We start from the raw sequence: 24109 nt of genomic DNA on the forward strand, positions 1-24109 counted from the left end.
GGAATAAAGGGGGATTTAAAAGTGAAAAGATTGTTATCTAATCTACCAAAGGTAGATGAATTTTTAATAAGTGAAAAATTAGAAGAATATAAAGACAGTGTTCCGTATAATATTTTAATTAAATCTATTAGGGAAGGAATTTCATTCTACAGGGAAGAAATTTTAAATCAAAGATTTACTGATATGGAGATAGCTAAGGAAGATTTAAAGTTGGAGATTACCAATAAGATAATAAAATTAATTGAATCGAAGAATCAATTGAACCTTAAAAGGGTAATAAATGCAACAGGAACTATTATTCATACTAATTTAGGAAGATCTAAGTTAATAGAGAGTAGTGTAAAAAATATAGTAAATATAGCCAGTAACTATAACAATTTGGAATATGATATATCTACTGGTAAAAGGGGAAGCAGATATTCTCATATTGAAAAATTAATCTGTGATATAACAGGAGCAGAGGGTGCTATAGTAGTAAATAACAATGCAGCAGCTGTATTATTAGTCTTAGATACACTGACTAAAGATAGCGAAGTAATAGTATCTAGAGGGGAATTAGTAGAGATAGGTGGATCATTTAGAATCCCTGCTATAATGGAATATAGTGGTTCTAAACTGATAGAGGTAGGAACAACTAACAGAACTCATAAAAAGGACTATTTAGAGGCTATAACACCTGAAACGAAAGCACTTCTAAAAGTACATACTTCTAACTATAAGATCATGGGATTCACTAAGGAAGTAAAAAATGAAGAATTATCTAAGCTGGCTAGAGATAAAAAATTAATCTCTATTGAAGATTTAGGTAGTGGAGTGTTAATCGACTTTGCTAAATATGGATATAAGAAGGAACCTACAGTTCAAGAGAGTTTAAAATCTGGTATAGATGTAGTTACATTTAGTGGGGATAAACTTTTAGGAGGTCCTCAGGCTGGAATCATAGTAGGGAAAAGACAATATATTGAAAAAATGAAAAGAAACAATCTTTTACGTACTTTAAGAGTAAGTAAATTAACTATAGCTGCCTTAGAAGTTACTTTAAGGGAGTATTTAGATGAAGCAGAAGCTGTAAAGAATATTCCAACCCTTAGAATGATATTAGAGGGGAAGGATGAAGTTGAAAAAAGAGCCCATGTTTTATATGAAAAGTTAAAAACTTTAGAAACTTTAGAAGCGGATTTGGTTGAAACTAATGCAATGATCGGAGGAGGGTCTATGCCAACGGAACTTATGGATAGTTTTGGGGTAGCGATATCTTATAAAGGTCATAGTATCGTCAAATTAGAAAGAACTCTTAGAAACAATCCACTATCTATAGTTGGTAGAATTCAAGGAGGAAAATTAGTTTTTGACTGTAAAACTTTGAATGAAAATGATATGGACAGTATTTATGAAATTTTAAGTAAAGGAATTGATAAAATATGAGTATAGTAATTGGAACGGCAGGACATATAGACCATGGTAAAACTACGTTGATAAAAAACCTTACAGGGGTAGATACCGACAGATTACCTGAGGAGAAAAAAAGGGGAATATCTATAGATTTAGGATTCAGTTACCTAAACCTACAAGATGAAAAAGTAGGGATAATAGATGTTCCGGGCCATGAAAAATTTGTAAAAAATATGATGGCAGGAGCTACAGGAATAGACATAGTTATGTTAGTAGTAGCTGCTGATGATGGAATAATGCCCCAGACTCGTGAGCATTTTGATATAGTTAGACTTTTGGGAATTCATCACGGAGTTGTAGTTATCACTAAATGTGATAAGGCAAGTAAAGAAAGGGTACTAGAAGTAAGACATGAAATAGAAGAAGAATTAGGAGGAAGTTTTTTAAGTGGCGCTCCTATGATTGAAACTTCTATAGATAACCCGGATTCTTACCAAGAGGTAAGGGATTCACTGAGTCAATTAGTAAAGACTATCAAAGATGAAGAACAGGAAAAAATAGTTTTCAGGATGTCAGTAGACAGATCATTTAGTGTAAAGGGATTTGGAACAGTTATCACAGGAACATCTCAAGGAAAAGACCTAAAAGTAGGAGATTCATTGCAGATATATCCAGGTGATAGGGTAGCGAAGATCAGAGGGATACAAAACCATGGTATAAGTGTGGATACTCTCAGTGCAGGGAATAGATGTGCTATAAACCTTGCAGGGATAGATAAGGAAGATATAAAGAGGGGAAGTGTAGTAGCGACTCCTAACTCACTTTCTGTAACTAGACTTATGGATGTAGAGATAAATTATCTGGCTTCTAATAACAAGGTTCTAAAGAACAATCAAAGGGTTAGATTTCACCATGGAACTAAAGAGATCATCTGTCGTATAAAGTTACTGGATCAGCAGGAATTAAAAGCTGGAGATAGTGGTTACGCACAATTGATCTTAGAGAAGGAATTGGTAGGATTTACTGGAGATTTAGGGATACTTCGTAATTATTCCCCTATGTTTACCATTGGAGGAGTAACTATCTTAAATCCATTAGCTGCAAAGGCTAAGAGATTTGATGAAAAATTAATTGCAACATTAAAAGGTGGAAAGAGCGATAACAGCATTAAGCTATCTAGTGTAATTGAGGAATTAAGTTCTAAATACCCATCTTTTGAAGATATAAAGTTAAGTTTTGGAAGTGCTGAAGATATAACTGAATCTTTAAAGAAGTTAGTTAAAAATAAGGAAGTTTTAGAGTTAACAGCTTTAAGCGAAACTATATATATGCATAAAAATTTCTTAGATGGTAAAAAGGAAGAACTTTTAGCTATCTTGGAGGAGTTCCATAGTAAAAACCCACTATTAATAGGAGAAAATACTTCTACTGTTAGAAATAAGGTTTTTTCTAAAAAATTTAAGAATAAAAACTATTTAGAAGTTTTATCAAAATTAGAGGATGATAAAGTTATTAAGGTAAACTCTAGTTTGGTTTCACTTTTTGATTTTGAGATAAAGTTAAGTGGGAATCAGGAGAAAATTAAAGATATGATCTTGAAAACTTATAAAAATAATGCTTATAAACCTCCTAAATATGAGGAACTTTCAAAATTAGCTGGAGATCCAAAGGAATTAAAGAGGGTTTTTGATATGATGGTATTATTAGGGAAATTAAAGTTTATAGAAAAAGATGTTTTCCTTCTAGAATCAGATTATAATAATCTAATGATGGTAATAAATCAGTTAGGAGAAGGCGGTAACGAGATAGCTTTGCCTGACGTTAAAGCTAAGATAGAAACCAGTAGAAAATATTTGGTTGCTTATTTAGAACATCTAGATAAAGTAGGAGTAACTAAGAGGGTAGATAACTCAAGAGTATTAGTGTAGACCCTCTTCCTTCTAGGTTTCTCCCTTAAAAAGGAGAAACCAAAGTAGAGTTTGAAAGGTTAAAATATAGACTTTTCTCCCTTTGAGGGAGAGAGTGGCGGTAGCCGAGAGAGGGTAAAAATAAGGGGGATTAATTTTGATAAAAATAGATGCTATGGGACTGGCTTGTCCGTTACCTGTAATTCAAACTAAAAAAGCGTTAAGAAATATAGAGGAAAATGGTAGTGTAGAAACTATGATCGACAATGAATCTTCAATGGAAAATTTATTGAAAATGGCTAAAGAGATGGGCTTGGAATCTAGCCATGAAAAAGTAGAGGATCACAAGTATAGGGTAGTAATCACTAAGGGCGAAGGTGGAGTTGTTACGATATCAAATGATGCGGCATCAAATGAAAAGATGGTTATAGCTGTCTCTACAGATAAGATGGGAGAAGGAATCGATGAACTAGGAGATGTGTTGATGAAGGGATTTATCTATACATTGACTGAGATGGATCATATACCGACTACAGTTTTATTCTATAATGGAGGAGCTAAATTGACAGTTGAGGATGCTCCTACACTGGAAGATTTAAAGACTTTAGAGGGAATGGGAGTAGAGATACTAACTTGTGGAACATGTCTTAACTACTATGATTTAGGAGATAAATTAGCAGTAGGAGAGGTAACTAATATGTACACTATTATGGAAAGACTGCAGGGTGCAGATAAACTAATAAGACCGTAGAAGAGACCCTCATCTTCTTAAGGGATTCTACGAGTATTAAAACCAAATTTACTTAAAACTTGATTTTAAATGTAGACCCTCGTAGGGAGTAACAAAGTGAGAATAGCTTGCGATAGTCTTTTTTAAATTAAGTAAAAAGAGAGGATAGTATGAAAAAAACAGAAGAATTTAATCTTATCTCCTTTGAGTCTACTCATATGGCGATAAAGAGTGAAAAATTATTAAAAGAAGTAGATTTAGATATAAGAATAATTCCTGTACCTAGGGAGATAACATCCAGTTGTGGTCTATCGCTACGTATAAATCCTACGGATTACAAGAGATCTAGAGAAATTTTGGATGAAAATAAGATAGAATTTTCAGGATGTTATATAGTAAAAAAAATAGGATTGAAAAAAGAAATTCTTGACATCACCAATTAAGTTATTGTAATATTAGTTATAAAATATTTGAACCCATATATTCTCATAATTTGGTTGAGAGTTTCTACGAGTCACCGTAAATGGCTTACTATGGGGTTAATTAATTGTAATTTCTTCCATGGTTTTGTTAAAGCTTTCAGAAGTTTTTCTAACTATTATGATTGGATTATAAATAATGAACCCCTTGTGTATAGCATGGGGTTTTTCTATTTTTAACAATTATATTATTAAAAAAGGGAGAAACATATGAAATTTTTTCAATTGGAAAAGCATGGAACAAACGTAAAACAGGAAGTAGTAGCTGGAACAACTACGTTTTTAACGATGGCTTATATTATATTTGTAAATCCTGGAATATTAGGTGAAACTGGGATGGATAAGGGAGCATTGATTACTGTTACTTGTTTGGCGGCCTTTATAGGAACTATGATAACAGCTCTTTGGGTTAACGCACCATTAGCTATGGCACCTGGGATGGGATTGAACGCATTCTTTACTTATACCTTGGTATTTGGAATGGGAGCCACTTGGAATGTAGCTTTAGGAGTAGTATTTATATCAGGAATCGCATTTTTATTACTTACAATGACTGGATTTAGAGAAAAAATAATAGATGCTATACCTATTCAGCTTAGATTAGCTGTAGGAGCAGGAATCGGATTATTTATTGCATTTATTGGAATGCAAAATTTAGGGTTGATTATAGCTAACCCGGCAACATTAGTAGGATTAGGACCTCTAAAACCCACTGTAATCTTAGGATTGATAGGACTTGTAATCATGGGTGGATTAGAGATAAAACAGGTAAAGGGTGGAATCTTAATAGGAATAGTTGTAACTACTATCTTAGGAATGATTTTAGGGTATGTAGAACTACCAAGTGGAATAATGTCTACTCCTCCAAGTATAGCACCAATAGCCTTTAAATTAGATATATTAGGAGCTTTAAAAGTTACTATGATCGGACCAATATTTTCATTTATGTTTGTAGACTTATTTGATTCAGTAGGAACGATTGTAGCTTGTGCCAATGAAGCTGAGATGATAGATGAAAAAGGAAAAATTGAGAATGTAAGTAAAATATTAGAAGCCGATGCAGCAGCTACTGTAATAGGATCATTATTAGGAACAAGTACTACAACTACGTTTGTAGAATCTGCTTCTGGAATTGCTCAAGGTGGAAGAACAGGACTTACATCTGCTACAACAGCAATCCTATTTTTCTTAGCTATGTTCTTTACTCCAGTAATAGGAGTAGTACCGGCATTTGCTACGGCACCGGCACTAATTATTGTAGGAGTATATATGTTTAAAAATCTTATAGATATTGATTTACATAAGATAGAGGTAGCTATACCTGCATTTTTAACAATAATTTTAATGCCGCTAACATATAGTATCAGTACTGGTATTACCTTTGGATTTATCTCATATGCAGTTATAGAGATTTTATCAGGAAAGGTTAAGACTGTAAAACCTACTATGTGGATAATTGTTGCATTATCTACGGTAGAATTATTAAGTAAATAAGTTTAGGAAAATAGATGGCAGTTTTAAAGGGCTTACCCTTTGAAACTGCTTTTTTTATATGGTATAATTGTGTTAGGGAATAGAGGAGGGGGATTGATTATGAAAAAAACTATGTTTGTATTCGACTTTGACGGAACCATAGCAGATTCTTTACATATGGGAATAGATCTATACAACAACCATATAGCTAAAAAACTTAGATGCAAGAAAATTGAAAAAGATGAAATAGAAGATTTAAAGGGGAAACATATCTATAAATTATTAAAAGATCATGATATCACTCTTATTAAATTTCCGATTCTTCTATATAGGTTAAAAAAATTAATGTCCCAGAAAATGGAGGAGATCCCTCTTATAGATGGGATGAAGGAAGCCTTGATATCACTCAATAAAATGGGATATAAGATAGGAGTGTTAACTTCTAACAACAAAAAAAACGTAGATGCTTTTTTGAACCACTATGAGTTAAGGAATTTATTTGAATTTATCTATTCTGAAAAAAATGTATTTGGGAAGGATAAAGCCATAAATAAGATGATGAAGATAGAAAAATTAGAAAGAATCATATATGTAGGAGATGAAACGCGGGATATAGAGGCATGTAAAAAAGTAGAAGTACCTATTATCTCTGTAGGATGGGGATTTAATACGTCTGCGAATTTAAAAAAGCATGACCCAGATTACTTTATAGAAGATCCAAAGGAACTCCTTGAGATAGCTGAAACTTTGGTATAAAATAAAAAAAGATGACTTTTATATTTAATAAAAGTTATCTTTTTTTGTTTATTAAATTTTACAATTCTAAAAGAATTAAATTTATTTATTGAATGCCTTTTCTCTTCGGTGGATGGTATTGAATTTTTCTACCCACCTGCGATCGGTTAATTCTATCTTATAATTAACTATTTTATCACTATAAGAATCTTTTTCTAGAAGATGGCTGATAGCCAGTGTATAGATTTTAAAATTTAAAGTATCTCTTTTTTTATTTAAATATTCTAAAAAAGGATTGTCTATTTTAGAGAGACCGTCTGTAACCATTAAAATATCGGCTAAGGAATAATTGTTTTTTTCAATTAGGTGTATAGCTTTTTTTAATGGAGAAGTGTAGTCTGTTCCACCTGAAAATCCTTGTTGTAAAAATTTTATTAAAACAGAAAAATTAGTTTTTTTAGTAATCTCTACCTCGATTAACTCATCGGTACTGCTAAATATTATAAGGTAGAGTTTTCTTTTTTCTTTTTTACATATGTTATATAGCTTGATGATGACGCCTTTACTGATTTCCTCTGGGATACCCTCCATACTGCTGGAAGTGTCGATACAGGCTATAATAGGACCCTTCTCATGCTTTAGATTTACTTTTCCTGCCCTTTCATCCTTATCATTTTCTCCAGAAAGCTGATATTGAATTAATTTCTTTTCCAATAATTTAGAATAAAAGATATTTTTTAGGCTTTTATTTTTCAAATTAACTAATTCGGAAGGTAAAATTCTTGAAAGATCATATCCATGATTGATACCTAGCAACTCTTTAGGAGAGTCGTTTTTATTTTCAAGATATATGGGATTATCTTTATTTATCCCGTGATGTCTGGTTATGTGATTATGATTTGAACTTCTTCCCAATTGATCGATTAAACCAGTCAGTTCTGATTTATTTTTTATAGATTGACTCATTTCAAGAAATTTATTTAGATCTCTTTGAGACAGCTTTCCTTTTCCTAAATCCCACCCTAGTCCAGGGATCAGGTCGGGATCATGGAAAAGATCCCTTGAAATTTTTAGCTGACTATAATAATTAGAAAAATAATTTCCCATTGTTTTTTGAAGTTTTACCCAGTTTGCCTTATGTTCCTCTATCTCTTTTAAGGTAAGGTCTAGTTTGGAAAGGATTTTTTTGTTATCGGCAGAACTTTTTAAAGATTGAAGAAGGCTTTTTAATAGATCAAGTTCATTTTCGCTGAGTTTATTTTGATATTTTATTAGACTGCTCTCCTCATGTTTATAGAGGTCTTTCTTTCTTTTTAATTGTTTGAGTTTATTTTGGAGCTTGTCTGTTCCAAATTTTTCTATTGGAATATTTTTCAGAGTGAGTTTTTCAACATCGTCCTTTATCTCTTTTATAGAGGTCATACCATTCCAGTTTTCTCTTAAATTCAAGAAAAAATCTCCTACAATTTTGGAAGTCAAAGCGGAGTTGTTTTGAGTATACTCTTTAAATGGCAGGAGAATCTCCATACTTTCTTCCAAAAAAGTGGAAGTTATTTTTTTATACGATCTCTCCTCGTAGTATAGAAACTCCCAAATGTTTTTAGCAATTATTTCCCTTATCTCTTTTGTTTCTGGATAATTTATCCAAATAGATTCCATAAATGTAAAATCTTTTATGATTTTATCGGTAAAGGTATTCATAGATTATCCCCTAGTAGAACAGTGAGCTTATTAAAGAGGATAGTATATTTTTCTTCTAAATTTTGAGTGAGTTTTATAAATTTATCTAGTTTTTTTAATAGTTCAGTTTTTTCAGGATAGCTGATCCAAAGATTTTCTTCTGCTTCAAGGAGTGCCAATTTTGTTTCGCTTAGGTTTTGCAGGTAATTTTGAAGAGAAATTAATTCTGCTTCTAAATTAGATTTTATATTTTTAAAATCAACTAAGTTATCAATCCTTATTGTATCTTTTTTTTCTAAAAATTCCTCAAAATCATCGATAATAACAGGTGGAAGGTCCCCATTAACAGAAAGCTGATTCCACCCTTTTAAAATTCTTTCAGAAGAAGAAGTAACCTTAGTTGATGAAGATTCATAGTACCAGATCTTTTTCTCATCTTTTAACTTATACCCGGTCTCTATAAAACCTAAATTCCATTCACTCTGGGAGAATGAAGCAGTGATATATTCCCTGTGTCCCTTAAAGAATAAGAAATCACCTTTGGAATCCTGCAGATGGATCTCTCCACTGGTGGCAGTGACTTTATTTTTATCTATGTCATAATAGAGGGGTTCGTTATTACTATTTTTTTCTTGGATTTTAAATTTTTCATCAAAGATCTCCTCCCATCTCTTATAGATTTTATTGGAAAGGTGAATTCTTTCAGAGTCGATACCCAGTATTTCTCCCTCTAAGATATCGACTATAGAAGAAAAATTTTCAAAATTATTCCAAAGAGTATGTTTTAAAAGGAGAAGATCGATAACTTCTACCCGATCTTTCCCCGAAGTATAGGCTGCTGTTTTTAATAATTTACCTAATTTCATTAATTTTCTATCCGAAATATTTTCTGGAAAGAGAGAATCTGTCGGGAGGAGCTCGATCTTATTTTTAATTTTTAAAATTTTAGATAGGATCTCAGGAGAAAAAACTATATCCTTACTTTTGTTTTTGATTTCCTCAAATTCCATAGTCGAAAACTTTAATTTTTTATCTATCCCTTCATAGACAGAGTTATTTAGGAAAAGTAAGCTGGGATCTTTAACATAATCTATCTGCACCTTAGTTAAAAAACGATCGTAGAGTGCATATAGTTCCGAGTCTTTGGTAGGAAGCTCGTTAGAAGCTCCTATAATGCTTTTTGTGCTTGCTTTTTCTCTAATAGAGCCATTATGGTAGATCCCTTCATTGATAATCGTCAGAAGGGAATTTAAGATGGAAGAATTAGCTTTAAAGATTTCGTCCAAAAATCCTATTTTAGATGTAGGAAGATATCCTGTGGTATTTCTCTTGAATATATCATTTTCTAATTCCTTCAAAGAGATAGGACCAAATATTTCCTCAGGAGTAGTAAATTTAGTCAATAAATATTCAAAATATTCATTTTCTGAGAATATATCTGAAATTCTTCTGGCAACTTCTGATTTAGCGGTTCCAGGAGGACCTATAATGACCATATTCTCTCCTGTCATGAGAGTTAACAGGCAGGTTTTGATAACCTCTTCCCTTTCGATTAACCCTTTATTTAATTCATTTAAAAATTTTTTTATTTTATTTTTCATACCGCACCTCTATTCTTTACTTTATTTGTAAGGTATTGTACTACAAACGGCCTAAATTGTAAACTTTATAAAAGTGAAATAGTTTTAAAAAATAAAAAAACAGGAGGAAATCTCCTGTTTTTCAGTAGTTATTTTAATTTTTTAGAGTATATCAAATCGAAATATTATAATTTTCTTCCCTTGTATGTTGTATGTAAGAGAACGTGAGCTTTATGCCCGTTAGGCTCTCCTAAGAATTCCTCATATAATTTAATTATTGTTGGGTTCTTATGGGAAGATCTATGTTCTTTATTACTATCAATAGTATATAGTGCATTCATTCTTTTTTGTTTTGTTTCTTTAGTTTTTTCTATTGGCTGTCCTCCGCCACCGATACATCCACCAGTGCAACCCATTATTTCAACAAAGGTATAATCTGATTTTCCTTCTCTGATCTCTTCCATTACTTTTTTTGCATTTCCTAATCCATGAACAACAGCTACCTTTATATCGTTCCCATTTATATTTACAGTAGCTTCCTTTATTCCCTGCATACCTCTTACTTCTTCAAATTCTAATTTTTCTAATTCCTGTTTAGTAAGTATCTCATATACACTTCTAAGAGCAGCTTCCATTACTCCTCCACTGGCTCCAAATATTGCCCCTGCTCCTGATGCTATTCCAAATGGAGCATCAAATGCTTCTTCTTCAACATTTGCAAAATCTATTCCCTGAGATTTTATTAGTCTACCTAATTCTCTAGTTGTTAATACAGCATCTACATCTGGAAATCCGTATGAATTCATCTCTTCTCTGTTAGCCTCAAATTTCTTTGCTGTACATGGCATTATTGAAACTGTAAATATCTTAGATGGGTGAATACCTAATTTTTCTGCATAATAAGTCTTAGAGATTGCCCCGAACATTTGTTGAGGAGATTTACATGTAGATAAGTGTCCTAACAGGTCTTCTCCATGTCCTTCTACATAGTTTATCCAACCAGGACTACATGATGTAATCATAGGCAGTTTTCCGCCATTTGTGATTCTGTCGATCAATTCATAACCTTCCTCAATGATAGTTAGATCTGCTGAGAAATTGGTATCGAATACTCTTTCAAATCCTATTCTTTTAAGACTTGATACTATCTGACCCTCTGTGATACTTCCAGGTTCTAAATTAAATAGCTCTCCTACACTTACTCTTACTGCAGGTGCTATCTGAACTATTACATGTAATGCTTCATCATCTATAGCAGTCAACACTTGATCTATACTGGACTTTTCATAGATTGCTCCAACTGGACAGACCTTTATACACTGACCACAGAATACACACTCTGTTTCATGTAATTTTCTGTCAAATCTAGGTATGAATTCATATTCTGCTCCTCTGTTAGTTGCAGCTAAAACATCTACATTTTGCACTTCTCTACAGACATCAGCACATCTTCCACATTTTATACATTTAGAATAATCTCTTACGATAGAACAGTTAAAGTCATCTATCTCATGAGCTTCTACTATATTTTCATCTAAACTATTGTTTGAAATATTAAATCTCTCACATAGATCCTGTAATTCACAGTTACCATTTCTATCACATTTCAGACAGTCCTGGTTATGATTTGCTAATATTAATTCTAAAACACCTTTTTGAGTATCTCTTACAAATTTTGTATTTGTCTTTATTTTCATTCCCTCTGATACTTTTGTAGAACAAGCTGCTACCAATTTACCCCAGTCATTTTCAACTAAACATATTCTACAGTTTCCTTTTACAGTTTGGTCTGGATGGTGACACAGGCTAGGTATTTTGATATGTATCTTCTTTGCTGCTTCTATTATTGTTGTACCCTTCGGTACTTGAACTTCTTTATTATCTATAATAAGGTTTACCACTTATTAGACCCCCTTGGTTTATAATTAACTTAATGTAAACTTATAATGCCTTCATTTCATCTATAGAACTACAAAGTTCTGGTGAAAAATATTTTATAGCTGTCAACATTGCAGTAGCTGCAGTTTGTCCTAATCCACAGAAAGATGCATCTGTCATTATTCTGGATATTTTTTCTATATTTTTTAGATCTTTAGTTGTTGCAGTTCCTTTAGACATTTTATCTATTAATTTTTTCATCTGTCTTTTTCCCTCTCTGCATGGAGTACATTTTCCACAAGATTCATGGAAGAAGAAATAACTAACTGATTCTAAAAATTTGATAACACTTTTAGTCTCATCAGCTACTAAAATAGCTCCTGATCCAATTCCAAATCCTTTAGCTTCTAGATCTTCATAGGTATATCTTGTATCGAGGTATTGTTTAGGCATTAACGGTCCTGATACTCCCCCTAGCTGTAAGAATTTAATGTCTTTATCTCCTACAATTCCTCCACCGATATCGTATATTATCTCTTTCAGACTCATTCCAAAAGGGATCTCATATGTTCCGGGTTTCTTTACATTTCCACAAAGACTGATCATCTTAGTTCCTATACTTTTTTCTGTCCCATATTTTGCATAATTAGAAGCTCCCATCTTTAAAACGGTAGCAACTATTGCTAATGTCTCTACATTATTAGATTGAGTTGGTTTCCCCATATATCCTACAACACCTATTCTTGGTGGTTTCATTCTTGGTCTACCAGCTTTACCCTCCATAGATTCTATTAGTGCTGACCCTTCACCACATACATATGCGCCGGCACCTGAAAATACTTTTATAGAAAAATCAAATCCTGTACCTAAGATATTTTTTCCCAGATATCCATTTTCTTCTGCTAATTTTATAGCTTTTCTTATCTTGTCGTGTAAGAATTCATATTCTTCCCTTATATAGATAAATCCTTCCTTAGCTCCAAATGTATATCCAGAGATAGCCAGTCCTTCGATTACCTTATACGGGTCTCTAACCAATAACTCTCTATCTTTAAAAGTTGCCGGTTCTCCCTCGTCTGCATTACAAAGCACATATTTTACATCAGCGTGATTTTTTCTTCCGCCATTCCATTTTTTACCTGTAGGATATGCTGCTCCTCCACGACCTCTAAGTCCGGAAATATTAAGTTCGTCGATTATGAAATCTTTTCCTTTTTCTAGGGCATTTTTTAATCCTTGGAATCCTCCATTTTCAATGTACTTCTCAATTTGATCCACTTTATATGTATTAAAATTTTCAGTAATTACTTTCTGAATTCTATTCATGGATATCACCTCTTAATTTGCTAACTATACTTTTTATCTTACTTTCTGTTAAGTTTCCATAGACAACTTTATTGACTCTCATAGCTGGCGAAACATCACAGGCACCAAAACAAGGCGTATATTCTAGTGTAAACATCTTATCTTGAGATGTCTCTCCTACTTGAATCCCAAGTTGATCTACCAAAGCATTTTCAATGGTTTCCTTATCTGTTATCTCGCATACTGTACTGTTGCAAAGTTGTATGAAATACTTACCCTTAGGTTTATCATTTAATGCAGAAAAGAATGTTATTACTTCATAGATTCTAGTTTTAGAAATTTTCATTTCAGTTGCTACATATTTTGCCATCTCTTCAGAAATATACTTTTCCTCATTAAGTTTTTGTACTTCCTGTAATATAGGTATTAAAGAAGTGTCTTTATACTCATATCTTTTTAATATTTTGTTTACGTCTTGAATATCTGCTGTCACTTGTTGCCCCCTTAGTTAAACTCTTTATTTGATTATCTTGCACAATAAAATAATTTAAGATTGTGTTTTTATCTTTATTAATCCAAAAATAAACCGAAATATTTCTTTTTGTTGTAAAATAGATCAGCAGGAACGAAAATAAGAGTAATTATTAGTCGTATTTTAATATTTCCACCTTCTGTTATATACCATGAAAATAAATTTGTCAACTACGATTATGTTTTATTTGAAAACTTTTTGTCTTATTAGTTGGTATAATCGGTTGTTTTTCTTAAGTTTATTTTTAGAATTTAAAGTGCTCAAACTGGTATTACCAAAGGGATTAGAAAATAAAAAAACTTTCTTTCAGCTGGATTTATCCAGTTGAAAGAAAGCTTTATATATGTATATTTATTTTTTTAATATATCTTTTAGTTCCATTAAATCAGAGATAACATAGGTTGGTTCTACTCCTACTTCATTTGAGTTCATTGTTGGATTAAACCAGCATGTATCTATGCCAAAATTTATTCCACCTTGGATGTCAGATGTCAGGCTGTCTCCAACGATTAATACCTTGTTTTTATCGGTATAATTAATATTATTTAAAGCATGTTGGAATATTTGTGGATTTGGTTTAGATATACCTATCTCTTCAGAAACTACTATATCCTCAAAGTATTCGGCAATAACAGATTTTTTTATTCTATTATCTTGAACTGCACTAAGACCATTTGTAATGATTGTAAGTCTATAGTTTTTAGTTAAGTTTTTAACAAGCTCCTCACTTTCTTCATATAAAAAAGATGCCTGTGATAGGTGTTTCATAAATAATTTTGCAAATTCAACTTCATTAAATTGAATATTTAATTTTTTTGATAATCGTCTGAATCTTTCTGTTTTTAATTTTTTCTGAGTGATAAGTCCATTCTCAAGCTCTTTCCAGATGGCTGTATTTATTTCTTTATAGACTTTAAAATGGTAATTTTCCTCGTATTCAATACCAAAATCAATGATAGTACTTTCAAAAGCTTTCTTTTCAGATTTTTTAAAATCAAATAAAGTTTCATCTGCGTCAAATATTATAATTTCATATTTTATTATAATCACCCCATATAGTTATTTTTATAAATTATAACATAATAATGATTGAAAAGAAAAATTAAGATGTCTAAATGGATAAGTAAAGTTACATATATATAGTAAAAGATTGTGTAATTTATAACAATATTGAAATGTCAAAGGCTAAAATTTTATATAATTATATCTAGGTATAGTAGCTAGAGTTTGTTTTGCGTAGAAGTATTCTTTGATCAAAAAAAATAAAATCGGAGATCTTTCATTAAATATGATTTCTTTCAGGATTTAATAAAAAACTAATTTTAAATATTTATTGTCATATTTATATCTAAATTCCTAAAGATGTTATATAATCTAAATTAAATTATTTTATTTTTTATAATATTTCTAATTGTCTGAGATAGAGAGTAAAAAGTTATAAAGAAGATGGGGGAGTTTAGGATGGAGGAGAAGGGTTACGGGTTTGCATTTCTAGCGGGGATAACTTGGGGAACGATTGGAATCATATCATATTATTTGGGTAAAACAGGAGTGGGCCCTTTTGAAATAACATTTTTAAGGTTATTTTCCGCCTTCCTTCCCATGTTTATTTTTTATATGGTGAGAGACAAAGAAAAATTAAAGATAAAAAAAGAAAATATAAAACATGCTCTTTTAATTGGAATAATAAGCCAGGGCATAATGGGGATAGGGATGTATCAGTGTATTGTGAGAACTTCTGTAACTGTCGGTGTAATAATGTCATGTACAGGTCCGCTTTTTACAGCACTCCTATCCAGGATATTTTTTAACGAAAAAATAACTTTATTTAAGGGTGTATCTTTGACTCTGGGATTTTATGGGGCATTTTTAATTGTCACAGGGGGCGACATATCAGTTTTAAATACAAATGGATTTGGTCTTCTTATGGGGGCAATCTCGGGGTTGTCCTATGGATTCTTTCCTATATTAAGTAAAAGAATCCCTAAAGGTTCTAATTCTTTAGGAATTCTCATATATAGTTTTTTGATTGGAGCAGTCTTTGTAATTCCTATGTTGGATCTAAAAATTTTAATAAAAGCATTAAGTTTTGAAATGATAGGCTTTTCTCTTATGTTAGGTATTATTTCTACTATTTTAGCTTATGTCTTTTATACTAAAGCACTTCAATTCATCAGTCCTACAAAGGCAGCAATTGTATCTTTGGTAGAACTTCCTACCGCTGCTGTTATAGGTCATTTTTTCTTAAAAGAGTATCTTTATCCTATAAATATACTGGGAATTTTTATCCTATTGATAGGGGTAATAATTTCTAAAATAAAATTTCCTGCAAGAAAAAACCTTAAAAGGAAAAGTTTTTTCAAATTCTGATAATTACATATTTATCGTATATAATTTAATTTGAAAAAATTAAAAAACCTCTGCATTTGCAGAGGTTTTTATAATATGAATTATTTTAGTTTTATTTAGAAAGTTGAATGAGAAGTTCTCCCGATTCTACTATTTTTCCCTCTTCTACGAAAATTTCCTCTACAATTCCCCCTGTTTTTGCAGTGATAGTTGTTTCCATCTTCATAGCTTCCATAATAACTAACTTTTGATTCTCTTCTACTTTATCCCCTTTGTTAACAAGTACCTCTATGATAGCTCCAGGGATACTGGCACCTATTTGTAATTCGTTGTCAAGATCTACCATTTTTACAATCTCAGTTGACATAGAAGAAGCTGACTGAGTTTTGTCTTTTATCCTTGTTTCCCTTCTGTTGCCATTTACTTCAAATGTCACAGTTCTATAACCTTCGTTATCCAGCTTAGATATTTGAAGGAGTGTTACAACCATTATTTTTCCCTCTTTAAGGCTGATTTCGCAAGTTTCTCCCTCTGCAAGACCATGGAAGTATATATCACTTCCTAGTTTGCTGAAGTCACCATGTTCTTTTATGTATTTTAAATAATCTTCAAATACAGTTGGATAGAGAGCGTAGCTCAGTGCATCCTGCATAGTGGGTTCAATTTTATGTTTTGTTTTCAGATATTCTTTAATTTCATTAAAATCTTCAGAAGGTAAAAGCTCACCTGGCCTGCATGTTATAGGTTCTTCACCTTTAAGAACTATTTTTTGAAGACCTTTAGGGAAACCGCCTTCTGGCTGTCCCATCATTCCTTTGAAGTATGCAAATACTGAATCAGGGAAAGCAAGATCTTTTCCTTTTTCAATAATATCCTCAGGAGTAAGGTTATTTTGAACCATAAATATAGCAAGGTCACTTACCATTTTTGATGATGGAGTTACTTTTACTATGTCTCCTAGGAGCAGATTAACGTCCTTAAACATTTTCTTGATTTCACCGAATCTGTGTCCAAGACCAAAACTCTCGATTTGAGGTTTTAGGTTTGAATACTGTCCTCCAGGGATCTCGTATTTATAGATTTCTGTAGAACCAGATTTTAATCCAGACTCAAATTGAGCATATACAGGTCTTACTACATTCCAATAATTAGAGATCTGTTGAACATCATCTAGATTTATTTTTGTATCCCTTTCTGTATTTTCTAGGGCTGCAACTACAGAGTTTAGAGAAGGCTGACTTGTCAGTCCAGACATAGCATCAAAAGCGGTATCTATGATGTCTACCCCTGCTTCAGCTGCCATTAGGACAGTCGCAACTCCATTTCCTGTAGTGTCATGTGTATGGAGGTGAATAGGGATAGATATATTTTCTTTAAGTGCTTTTATAAGTTTTTCTGCTGCATATGGTTTCAAGAGAGCTGACATATCTTTGATTCCAAGGATGTGCGCTCCCATAGCCTCTATCTCTTTTGCTTTTTTTATATAGTAGTCAAGGGTGTATTTAGTTTTTGATTTATCCAGGATATCTCCTGTATAACAGATACATACTTCGGCAATTTTACCATTTTTTATAACTTCTTTCACAGGGACTTCCATTCCCTTAATCCAGTTTAGAGAATCAAATATTCTGAAAAGATCAATACCGCTGTCAGAAGCTTCTTTTATAAACTCTTCAACTACGTTGTCAGGATAGTTTTTGTATCCCACTGCGTTGGATCCTCTTATAAGCATTTGAAGAAGTACATTTGGGACTCTTTTTCTTATTTCTTTTAGTCTTTCCCAAGGAGATTCTTTTAAAAATCTGTATGAAACATCAAAAGTAGCTCCTCCCCACATCCCCAGTGAAAAGAGGTCTTTTCCAAGTATAGATGTATCCCTTGCTATTTTTAGCAGGTCAGTTGTTCTTACACGGGTAGCCATTAACGATTGATGGGCATCCCTCATTGTTGTATCTGTAAGAAGTAGTTTGTTTTGGTTTTTAATCCACTCAACTACACCTTCTGGACCTTTTTCTTCAAGTATTTGTTTTGTACCAGAAAGTTTTTCAGGTTTAGGAGCGTTAGGGATATGCGGTACATCAAACTCTCTTTTAACACCATGGGTTTCATTTACAACTTTTTCAGCTATAAACTTAAGAAAATTTCCTTCAGTGTCTCTTTTTACAGAGATATCGAAAAGTTCTGGGTGTTCAGGTATAAATGCTGTTGTAAAGTCACCTTTTGCAAAGTTAGGGTGATTCAATACATTTACTAAGAAAGCAATGTTTGTTTTTACGCCGGTAATTTTAGATTCTTTTATGGAACGCAGAGCTTTTCTTATGGCATCTTTAAATGAATTACCATGAGATATTACTTTTACAAGTAAACTATCGTAATAAGGACTTATCACGGCACCAGCATATCCATTTCCACCGTCAAGACGGATACCTATTCCAGATCCAGTTCTATAGATGTCTATCTTACCTGTGTCAGGTGCAAAATTATTTACAGGGTCTTCAGTGGTTACCCTGCACTGGATAGAATATCCCCTAGTTTGAATAGCATCTTGAGAGGGGATTCCAATCTCTTCTGAAGTTAATGCGTATCCTTCAGCAATAAGTATTTGACTTTGGACTAAGTCGATACCAGTGACCATTTCAGTAATAGTATGCTCAACCTGGATTCTAGGGTTCATCTCGATAAAATAATGATTTCCATGTTTATCAACTAAGAATTCCAAAGTACCAGCGTTTACGTAGCCAACTTCTTTTGCAATTTTTAATGCATCGTTACATATTTCCTGCCTTTTTTCTTTGGCTAATGTAAGAGCAGGAGTTATCTCAATAACTTTTTGATGTCTTCTTTGTATAGAACAATCTCTTTCGTAAAGGTGGAATATATTCCCATGTTTGTCTCCAAGAATCTGAACCTCTATATGCTTAGGCTGTTCAACATATTTCTCTATAAACATATCATCTATACCAAAAGCTTTTTTAGATTCACTTTTGGCACTTCTATAAGATGAGATAAGCTCAGATTCCTCTCTTACTATACGCATTCCACGTCCGCCTCCACCGGCTGCTGCTTTTAGCATTATAGGGTATCCACAGCTTCTTGCAAATTCAATTGCTTCGTCTTCGGAACCTACAGGTTTATCCACACCGGGGATAGTAGGAACTCCAGCTTTTGCAGAAACTAATTTAGATTGTATTTTATTTCCTAAACTCTCCATCATCTCGGCAGTGGGACCTATAAATTCTATCCCTGCTATAGCACATTTTCTTGCAAACTCAGGGTTTTCAGAAAGGAATCCATACCCAGGATGGATTGCGTCTACTCCTTTTTTTAGAGCTAGTTTGATTATTTCATCGATATCAAGGTATGCCTCGATAGGTCCTTTACCTTTACCTATTTGATAAGATTCATCTGCTTTTGTTCTGAAAAGAGATGTTTTATCTTCCTCAGAATAGATAGCAACAGTTCGTATTCCTAATTCTTTACACGCTCTTATAACTCTTATTGCAATTTCACCACGATTTGCAATTAAGACCCTTTTAAATCTTCTACTCATTCCAACCTCCATCTATAATAAAACTTTTATTATTGTCTAGGAAATTATAAATTAATATATAACCTAAATTTTATCAAATCTTTAAATTAATGTTTATCTGGATGCAACGTCAAGTTGCTTTTTTATCTCTTCTATTGTCCTGTCTATATCTATTTTTGTTATTTTTCCAAGGCACCCTATTCGAAGAAGTTTTCCGGAATAATTTCCTTGTCCCCCTGCTAGACTGATTCCATTTTTATCGATTATTCCCCTGAAATTATCCATATCTTCAATTTCTTTGTGGGTTACTGCAACCAAGGTATTTCCTCTGGCATTTTCATCCTTTACAAAATATTCAAATCCGAGTTTTATGAGTTCTTCTCCTAGATATATTCGAAGTTTTGTATGCTTTAATTGGATGGAATCTAAGCCCTCCTCCAAAAGAAGATCACATGCACATTTAAGTCCTACCACCAAGGTAATAGCTGGGGTATAAGGGTTTTGCTGTTTTTCTTTTAAAAATTTAATATATTTTTTTAAATCAAAATAAAATTTAGGTAAGTTTGATCTTTCCATAGCTTTTTTTGCTTTTTCGCTCAGGGCTACAAATGCCAGACCTGGAGGGAGTAAAAAGCCTTTTTGACTTCCGGCAATGACACAGTCAAGAGACCAATCGTCAAATTCCAGAGGATTTACAACCATACCACTGATAGAGTCTACAACTAAAAGGATATCTGTATCCTTTGTAAGATCTCCAATACTCTGGATATCGTTTAAAACCCCGGTAGAAGTTTCACTGTGAGTCATAAGAATCCCCTTTAGATCTGGATTAGCAAGGATTATCTCCTTAACATCTTTCAGCTTATAAGTGGAACCCCAGTCATATTTCAGATCAATAACATTAAGATCGTAGGTAGTTGTAATTTCTACAAATCGCTGTCCAAAATTTCCTGTATTTATTACCAGTACTTTCTCTTTTTTTGAAAATAAATTTACAACAGCAGCTTCCATAACTCCAGTACCGGAACAAGTCAATGTAAGAACTTCCTGTTTGGTTTTAAAAAAGTGTTTCAGATCTTCACTGACATCACTAAATAGTTTCTTATAGTCTGCCATCCTGTGGTGGATGACATCTTCAGCCATTTTTTTTCTAATTTCTTCAGGAACATTTGTGGGTCCTGGTGTCATTAAGAGTTTTTCCAATATGATCTCCTCCAAAATAAAATATATAATAAATGATGTTCACTTATAGTTCAATTAAATTCATTCTTATTATACTAAAAAAAAAATGATAAGAAAAATATCTAAATAGTCTGACATTTAGACGAAAAAAATATGAATTGATGAAAAATTATAAATTATAAAGTTCCTCTACAGATTCTTTTAAGATATTTAATCCTTTTTTTATCTCCTCTATTTCCACATCTGCAAAACAAAGTCTTACCCATCCATCGCTTTTTTCATCCAGTTTGAATATAGAACCAGGCAGGATTCCTACTTTCTTCTGCAGAGCTTTCAAAAAAAGAGCTTCACTGCTGATTTTATCCAGCTTCACCCAAAAATACAAGCCTCCCTGGGGAACCGCAAATAACTTAAGATGCTTGATTTTCTTGAGCAGGTCATAGGCTACTTCGAATTTTTTCTTATAGATAGATCTTAATTTTTTAGTGTGGATCTCCCATGAATCGGAGCTTAGATAGTGTTCAAAGGCTCTCTGTATTAAACCGGGGGTAGATATATCTGTATGAAATTTAGTGAAAGAGATATACTTTAATTTATCCTTGGGAGCGATGAGGAATCCTAATCTGAGACCCGGCATAAATATCCTGGAATAACTTTTAATGTATATTACCCTTTCACCTGTATCCATAGATTTTAATGAAAAAGGTTTATCTTTGTAGTAGAGATCTGAGCTAGAGTCGTCTTCGATTATATAAAAATCATGTTTTTCAGCCAATTCTAAAATTTTTAATTTCTTCTTTTTAGAGTAGGAGATCCCGGTGGGATTATGAAAGTTAGTCATAAGATATAGATATGATATTTTTTCTTTAGCCAGTATTTTTTTTAGATTCTTTAGGTCTATACCGTCTTCTAATAGTGGAATATCTATAACCTTGGCACCTCCTCTTTTAAAGGATGTGATAGCTCCGGAATAACTGGGATTTTCAATGATTATATTGTCTCCCAAGTGAATTAAAGACTTGGTTATAAGGTCGATTCCCTGCTGGGCTCCAGAGATTATTTGAATATCTTCAGGATGGGTCATTATTTTTTCAGCTTCTAAATGTTTCGAGATAATACTCCGTAATCCTGCATAACCCTTTGGATCTTCGTAGGCAAATATTTTTTCCTGGTCCCTGTCTATTACAAAATTTATACAATTTTTAAACTTTGTAATGGGAAAATAATTCCCATTGGGATTACTATTAGCGAAGTTAATCTCCCCCTCTACATCTAATTTACCATATTTAAAGGTCTCCATAAGGATCTCTTCCTCTAAAATGTTTTTTTTGATATTGAGGTTATTTACGTAGACCCCGCTTCCCCTTTTTTTATAAACATATCGATCTTTTTCTAGGGTATCATAGGCTTTTACAATGGTTATATTATTGACCCCTAATTTTTTAGCTAAATTTCGAATAGATGGTAGTTTTTCGTGTTCTGCATATTTATTTTCGATGATATCGTGTTTAATTGTTTCGTATATCTGAAGGTACAGTGTCTGCTGATTGTCTAAATTCATCTTATCTCCTCCTTAATTGTATCGGTACACTTTTAATAGTTATGATTGAATATATTATATATGAGGCGTATCATAGTGTCAAAGAAAAAACACTATAAAAAGGGGGATAAAGTATGAGATATGAATTGAATAAAAATTTGGCACAGATGTTAAAAGGTGGAGTTATAATGGATGTAACAAATGCTGAGGAAGCGATAATAGCTGAGCAGGCAGGAGCTTGTGCAGTGATGGCCCTTGAGAGAGTCCCAGCAGACATCAGGAAGGATGGAGGAGTAGCTAGAGCTTCAGATCCTGATATGATCAAAAAAATTCAAGCTGCGGTATCTATACCTGTTATGGCAAAGGTAAGAATTGGTCACTTTGTAGAAGCACAGATTTTAGAAGCGTTAGAAGTTGACTATATCGATGAAAGTGAAGTATTGACACCTGCTGATCCTGCACTTCATATAAATAAATCTAACTACAGTGTTCCATTTGTTTGTGGAGCAAAAAATCTTGGAGAAGCTCTCAGAAGAATCAGTGAAGGTGCATCGATGATAAGGACTAAAGGTGAGCCAGGAACGGGAGATGTTATAGAAGCTGTAAGACATATGAGAATGATGAATAACGAGATAAGCAGGGTTCAGGGACTTTCAAAAGATGAACTTTATAACGCAGCCAAGGAACTAGGAGCTCCGATAGATCTAGTTGAGTATATCCATGAAAATGGGAAACTTCCAGTTGTAAACTTTGCTGCTGGTGGTGTAGCTACACCTGCCGATGCAGCTATGATGATGCAGTTAGGTTGTGACGGAGTATTTGTAGGGTCGGGGATATTCAAATCTGGTGATCCGAGAAAGAGAGCTGCTGCTGTAGTTAAGGCTGTGACTCATTATAATGATCCTAAAATTTTAGCTGAAATTTCTACCAACCTTGGAGAAGCCATGGTAGGGATAAATGTTTACTCTATAGATACCAATGAATTGATGGCTCATAGGGGATATTAAGATGAAGTGCATAGGTGTTTTGGCACTTCAGGGTGCTTTTCGTGAACATATAGATATCATACAATCACTTGGTTATAAAGGGGTTGAAGTTAGAAAAACTGAAGATTTAAACTCTATAGATGGTCTTATTCTGCCTGGTGGGGAGAGTACTGCCATGGGTAAACTCCTGGTAGACTTTAACCTCAAAGAAATTTTGATTCAAAAGATCAGGGGAGGACTTCCTGTTTGGGGGACCTGTGCCGGGATGATCTTATTGGCTAAAGAGATAGCTGATGATAAGGTAATTCATCTACCCCTTATGGATATTGTGGTGAGGAGAAATGGTTATGGGAGACAGCTGGGAAGTTTTAAGATAGACGGTATCTTTAAGGGGATAGAGAATAAAATCCCCATGGTCTTCATACGGGCACCCTATATAGAGAGTGTGGGAAAAGATGTAGAGATACTAGGGAAAGTAGATGGAAGGATAGTGGGTGCAAGAGAAGATAATCTGCTGGTAACATCTTTTCACCCTGAATTGACAGATAATTTGGAGCTACATAGATATTTTATAGAGATGGTAGATAGATAGTAAAAAAGGAAAAGAGCTTTCTCAATTGAAAGTTCTTTTCCTTTTTATAAAATTTATTACTTTGTTTCCGGCTCTTCAGATTTATCTGAAGATTCAGAACTGCTCTCTGTAGAAGTTTCAGTAATAGTACCTGTGTCATCACTGGTAACTACAGATACATCTTCACTAGTTACGTTGTCAGATTTACTGACAGTAACAGAAGTAGCTATAACGGAGAGGTTGTCTTCGTTACGTTCTTCT

At 33.1% G+C, this 24109-nt stretch carries 18 protein-coding genes and 1 riboswitch; of the genes, 9 read left to right on the forward strand and 9 right to left on the reverse strand.

Annotated elements, in window-relative coordinates; genetic code table 11:
- Positions 1–21 precede the first annotated feature (21 nt).
- From selA to K337_RS0112420, 6 genes are all read left to right on the forward strand, one after another.
- Positions 22–1425, forward strand: a complete 1404-nt coding sequence (gene selA, locus K337_RS0112395) for an L-seryl-tRNA(Sec) selenium transferase (RefSeq protein WP_028856892.1) — start codon at positions 22–24, stop codon at positions 1423–1425.
- Positions 1422–3320, forward strand: a complete 1899-nt coding sequence (gene selB / locus K337_RS0112400; protein ID WP_028856893.1) for a selenocysteine-specific translation elongation factor — start codon at positions 1422–1424, stop codon at positions 3318–3320. The genes selA and selB overlap by 4 nt, the downstream gene beginning before the upstream one ends.
- A 136-nt stretch (positions 3321–3456) precedes the next feature.
- A complete protein-coding gene (gene yedF, locus K337_RS0112405) occupies positions 3457–4050 on the forward strand; it encodes a sulfurtransferase-like selenium metabolism protein YedF (protein ID WP_028856894.1) in 594 nt (197 codons plus the stop codon).
- Positions 4051–4199: 149 nt separating this feature from the next.
- On the forward strand, positions 4200–4472 hold the full coding sequence (locus tag K337_RS0112410) for a putative Se/S carrier protein (protein WP_028856895.1): 273 nt from the start codon (positions 4200–4202) through the stop codon (positions 4470–4472).
- A gap of 13 nt (positions 4473–4485) precedes the next feature.
- Positions 4486–4583, forward strand: a riboswitch (purine riboswitch).
- Positions 4584–4718: 135 nt separating this feature from the next.
- On the forward strand, positions 4719–6002 hold the full coding sequence (locus K337_RS0112415) for an NCS2 family permease (protein ID WP_028856896.1): 1284 nt from the start codon (positions 4719–4721) through the stop codon (positions 6000–6002).
- A gap of 99 nt (positions 6003–6101) precedes the next feature.
- The gene (locus K337_RS0112420) at positions 6102–6737 is read left to right on the forward strand and encodes an HAD-IA family hydrolase (protein WP_028856897.1); all 636 of its coding nucleotides are present in this window, start codon (positions 6102–6104) and stop codon (positions 6735–6737) included.
- 81 nt (positions 6738–6818) lie between these two features.
- On the opposite strand, the gene K337_RS0112425 is transcribed toward K337_RS0112420, so the two are convergent.
- The 6 genes from K337_RS0112425 to K337_RS0112450 form a co-directional block, all read right to left on the reverse strand.
- A complete protein-coding gene (locus tag K337_RS0112425) occupies positions 6819–8417 on the reverse strand; it encodes a VWA domain-containing protein (protein WP_028856898.1) in 1599 nt (532 codons plus the stop codon).
- Positions 8414–9997, reverse strand: coding sequence for an AAA family ATPase (locus K337_RS19295; protein WP_051251773.1), 1584 nt, complete (start codon positions 9995–9997; stop codon positions 8414–8416). The genes K337_RS0112425 and K337_RS19295 overlap by 4 nt, the downstream gene beginning before the upstream one ends.
- A 164-nt stretch (positions 9998–10161) precedes the next feature.
- Positions 10162–11877 (reverse strand): NADH-dependent [FeFe] hydrogenase, group A6, encoded by a 1716-nt coding sequence (locus K337_RS0112435; protein ID WP_028856899.1) that lies wholly within the window; start codon positions 11875–11877, stop codon positions 10162–10164.
- A gap of 40 nt (positions 11878–11917) precedes the next feature.
- On the reverse strand, positions 11918–13180 hold the full coding sequence (locus tag K337_RS0112440) for a complex I 51 kDa subunit family protein (protein WP_037029898.1): 1263 nt from the start codon (positions 13178–13180) through the stop codon (positions 11918–11920).
- Entirely contained in the window at positions 13173–13652 is a 480-nt protein-coding gene (locus tag K337_RS0112445) for an NADH-quinone oxidoreductase subunit NuoE family protein (RefSeq protein ID WP_028856901.1), read from the reverse strand. The genes K337_RS0112440 and K337_RS0112445 overlap by 8 nt, the downstream gene beginning before the upstream one ends.
- A gap of 390 nt (positions 13653–14042) precedes the next feature.
- Positions 14043–14741, reverse strand: a complete 699-nt coding sequence (locus tag K337_RS0112450) for a YjjG family noncanonical pyrimidine nucleotidase (RefSeq protein ID WP_211226107.1) — start codon at positions 14739–14741, stop codon at positions 14043–14045.
- A gap of 411 nt (positions 14742–15152) precedes the next feature.
- On the opposite strand from K337_RS0112450, the gene K337_RS0112455 reads away from it, so the two are divergent.
- A complete protein-coding gene (locus K337_RS0112455) occupies positions 15153–16061 on the forward strand; it encodes a DMT family transporter (RefSeq protein WP_028856903.1) in 909 nt (302 codons plus the stop codon).
- Positions 16062–16152: 91 nt separating this feature from the next.
- Here the strand turns inward: K337_RS0112455 and K337_RS0112460 are convergent, their stop codons facing one another.
- From K337_RS0112460 to pdxR, 3 genes are all read right to left on the reverse strand, one after another.
- The gene (locus tag K337_RS0112460; protein ID WP_028856904.1) at positions 16153–19590 is read right to left on the reverse strand and encodes a pyruvate carboxylase; all 3438 of its coding nucleotides are present in this window, start codon (positions 19588–19590) and stop codon (positions 16153–16155) included.
- A gap of 93 nt (positions 19591–19683) precedes the next feature.
- Complete coding sequence (locus K337_RS0112465; protein WP_028856905.1) at positions 19684–20772, reverse strand: pyridoxal-phosphate-dependent aminotransferase family protein; 1089 nt, start codon at positions 20770–20772, stop codon at positions 19684–19686.
- Between the two features lie 148 nt (positions 20773–20920).
- On the reverse strand, positions 20921–22312 hold the full coding sequence (pdxR, locus tag K337_RS0112470; RefSeq protein WP_028856906.1) for a MocR-like pyridoxine biosynthesis transcription factor PdxR: 1392 nt from the start codon (positions 22310–22312) through the stop codon (positions 20921–20923).
- Between the two features lie 113 nt (positions 22313–22425).
- Between pdxR and pdxS the strand changes: the two genes are divergently transcribed.
- Both pdxS and pdxT read left to right on the forward strand, forming a co-directional pair.
- Positions 22426–23298, forward strand: a complete 873-nt coding sequence (pdxS, locus tag K337_RS0112475; protein WP_028856907.1) for a pyridoxal 5'-phosphate synthase lyase subunit PdxS — start codon at positions 22426–22428, stop codon at positions 23296–23298.
- Between the two features lies 1 nt (position 23299).
- The gene (gene pdxT, locus K337_RS0112480) at positions 23300–23869 is read left to right on the forward strand and encodes a pyridoxal 5'-phosphate synthase glutaminase subunit PdxT (RefSeq protein ID WP_028856908.1); all 570 of its coding nucleotides are present in this window, start codon (positions 23300–23302) and stop codon (positions 23867–23869) included.
- Positions 23870–24109 lie beyond the last annotated feature (240 nt).

Origin of the sequence: Psychrilyobacter atlanticus DSM 19335, from assembly GCF_000426625.1 — a bacterium.
Taxonomy (GTDB): Bacteria; Fusobacteriota; Fusobacteriia; order Fusobacteriales; family Fusobacteriaceae; genus Psychrilyobacter; species Psychrilyobacter atlanticus.

Excerpts from the sequence above, each read along its gene's own strand:
- selB (WP_028856893.1), top strand. The coding sequence starts at position 1,422 with ATGAGTATAGTAATTGGAACGGCAGGACATATAGACCATGGTAAAACT.
- K337_RS0112410 (WP_028856895.1), top strand. The coding sequence starts at position 4,200 with ATGAAAAAAACAGAAGAATTTAATCTTATCTCCTTTGAGTCTACTCAT.
- K337_RS0112415 (WP_028856896.1), top strand. The coding sequence starts at position 4,719 with ATGAAATTTTTTCAATTGGAAAAGCATGGAACAAACGTAAAACAGGAA.
- K337_RS0112420 (WP_028856897.1), top strand. The coding sequence starts at position 6,102 with ATGAAAAAAACTATGTTTGTATTCGACTTTGACGGAACCATAGCAGAT.
- K337_RS0112425 (WP_028856898.1), bottom strand. The coding sequence starts at position 8,417 with ATGAATACCTTTACCGATAAAATCATAAAAGATTTTACATTTATGGAA.
- K337_RS19295 (WP_051251773.1), bottom strand. The coding sequence starts at position 9,997 with ATGAAAAATAAAATAAAAAAATTTTTAAATGAATTAAATAAAGGGTTA.
- K337_RS0112440 (WP_037029898.1), bottom strand. The coding sequence starts at position 13,180 with ATGAATAGAATTCAGAAAGTAATTACTGAAAATTTTAATACATATAAA.
- K337_RS0112455 (WP_028856903.1), top strand. The coding sequence starts at position 15,153 with ATGGAGGAGAAGGGTTACGGGTTTGCATTTCTAGCGGGGATAACTTGG.
- K337_RS0112460 (WP_028856904.1), bottom strand. The coding sequence starts at position 19,590 with ATGAGTAGAAGATTTAAAAGGGTCTTAATTGCAAATCGTGGTGAAATT.
- pdxR (WP_028856906.1), bottom strand. The coding sequence starts at position 22,312 with ATGAATTTAGACAATCAGCAGACACTGTACCTTCAGATATACGAAACA.
- pdxS (WP_028856907.1), top strand. The coding sequence starts at position 22,426 with ATGAGATATGAATTGAATAAAAATTTGGCACAGATGTTAAAAGGTGGA.
- pdxT (WP_028856908.1), top strand. The coding sequence starts at position 23,300 with ATGAAGTGCATAGGTGTTTTGGCACTTCAGGGTGCTTTTCGTGAACAT.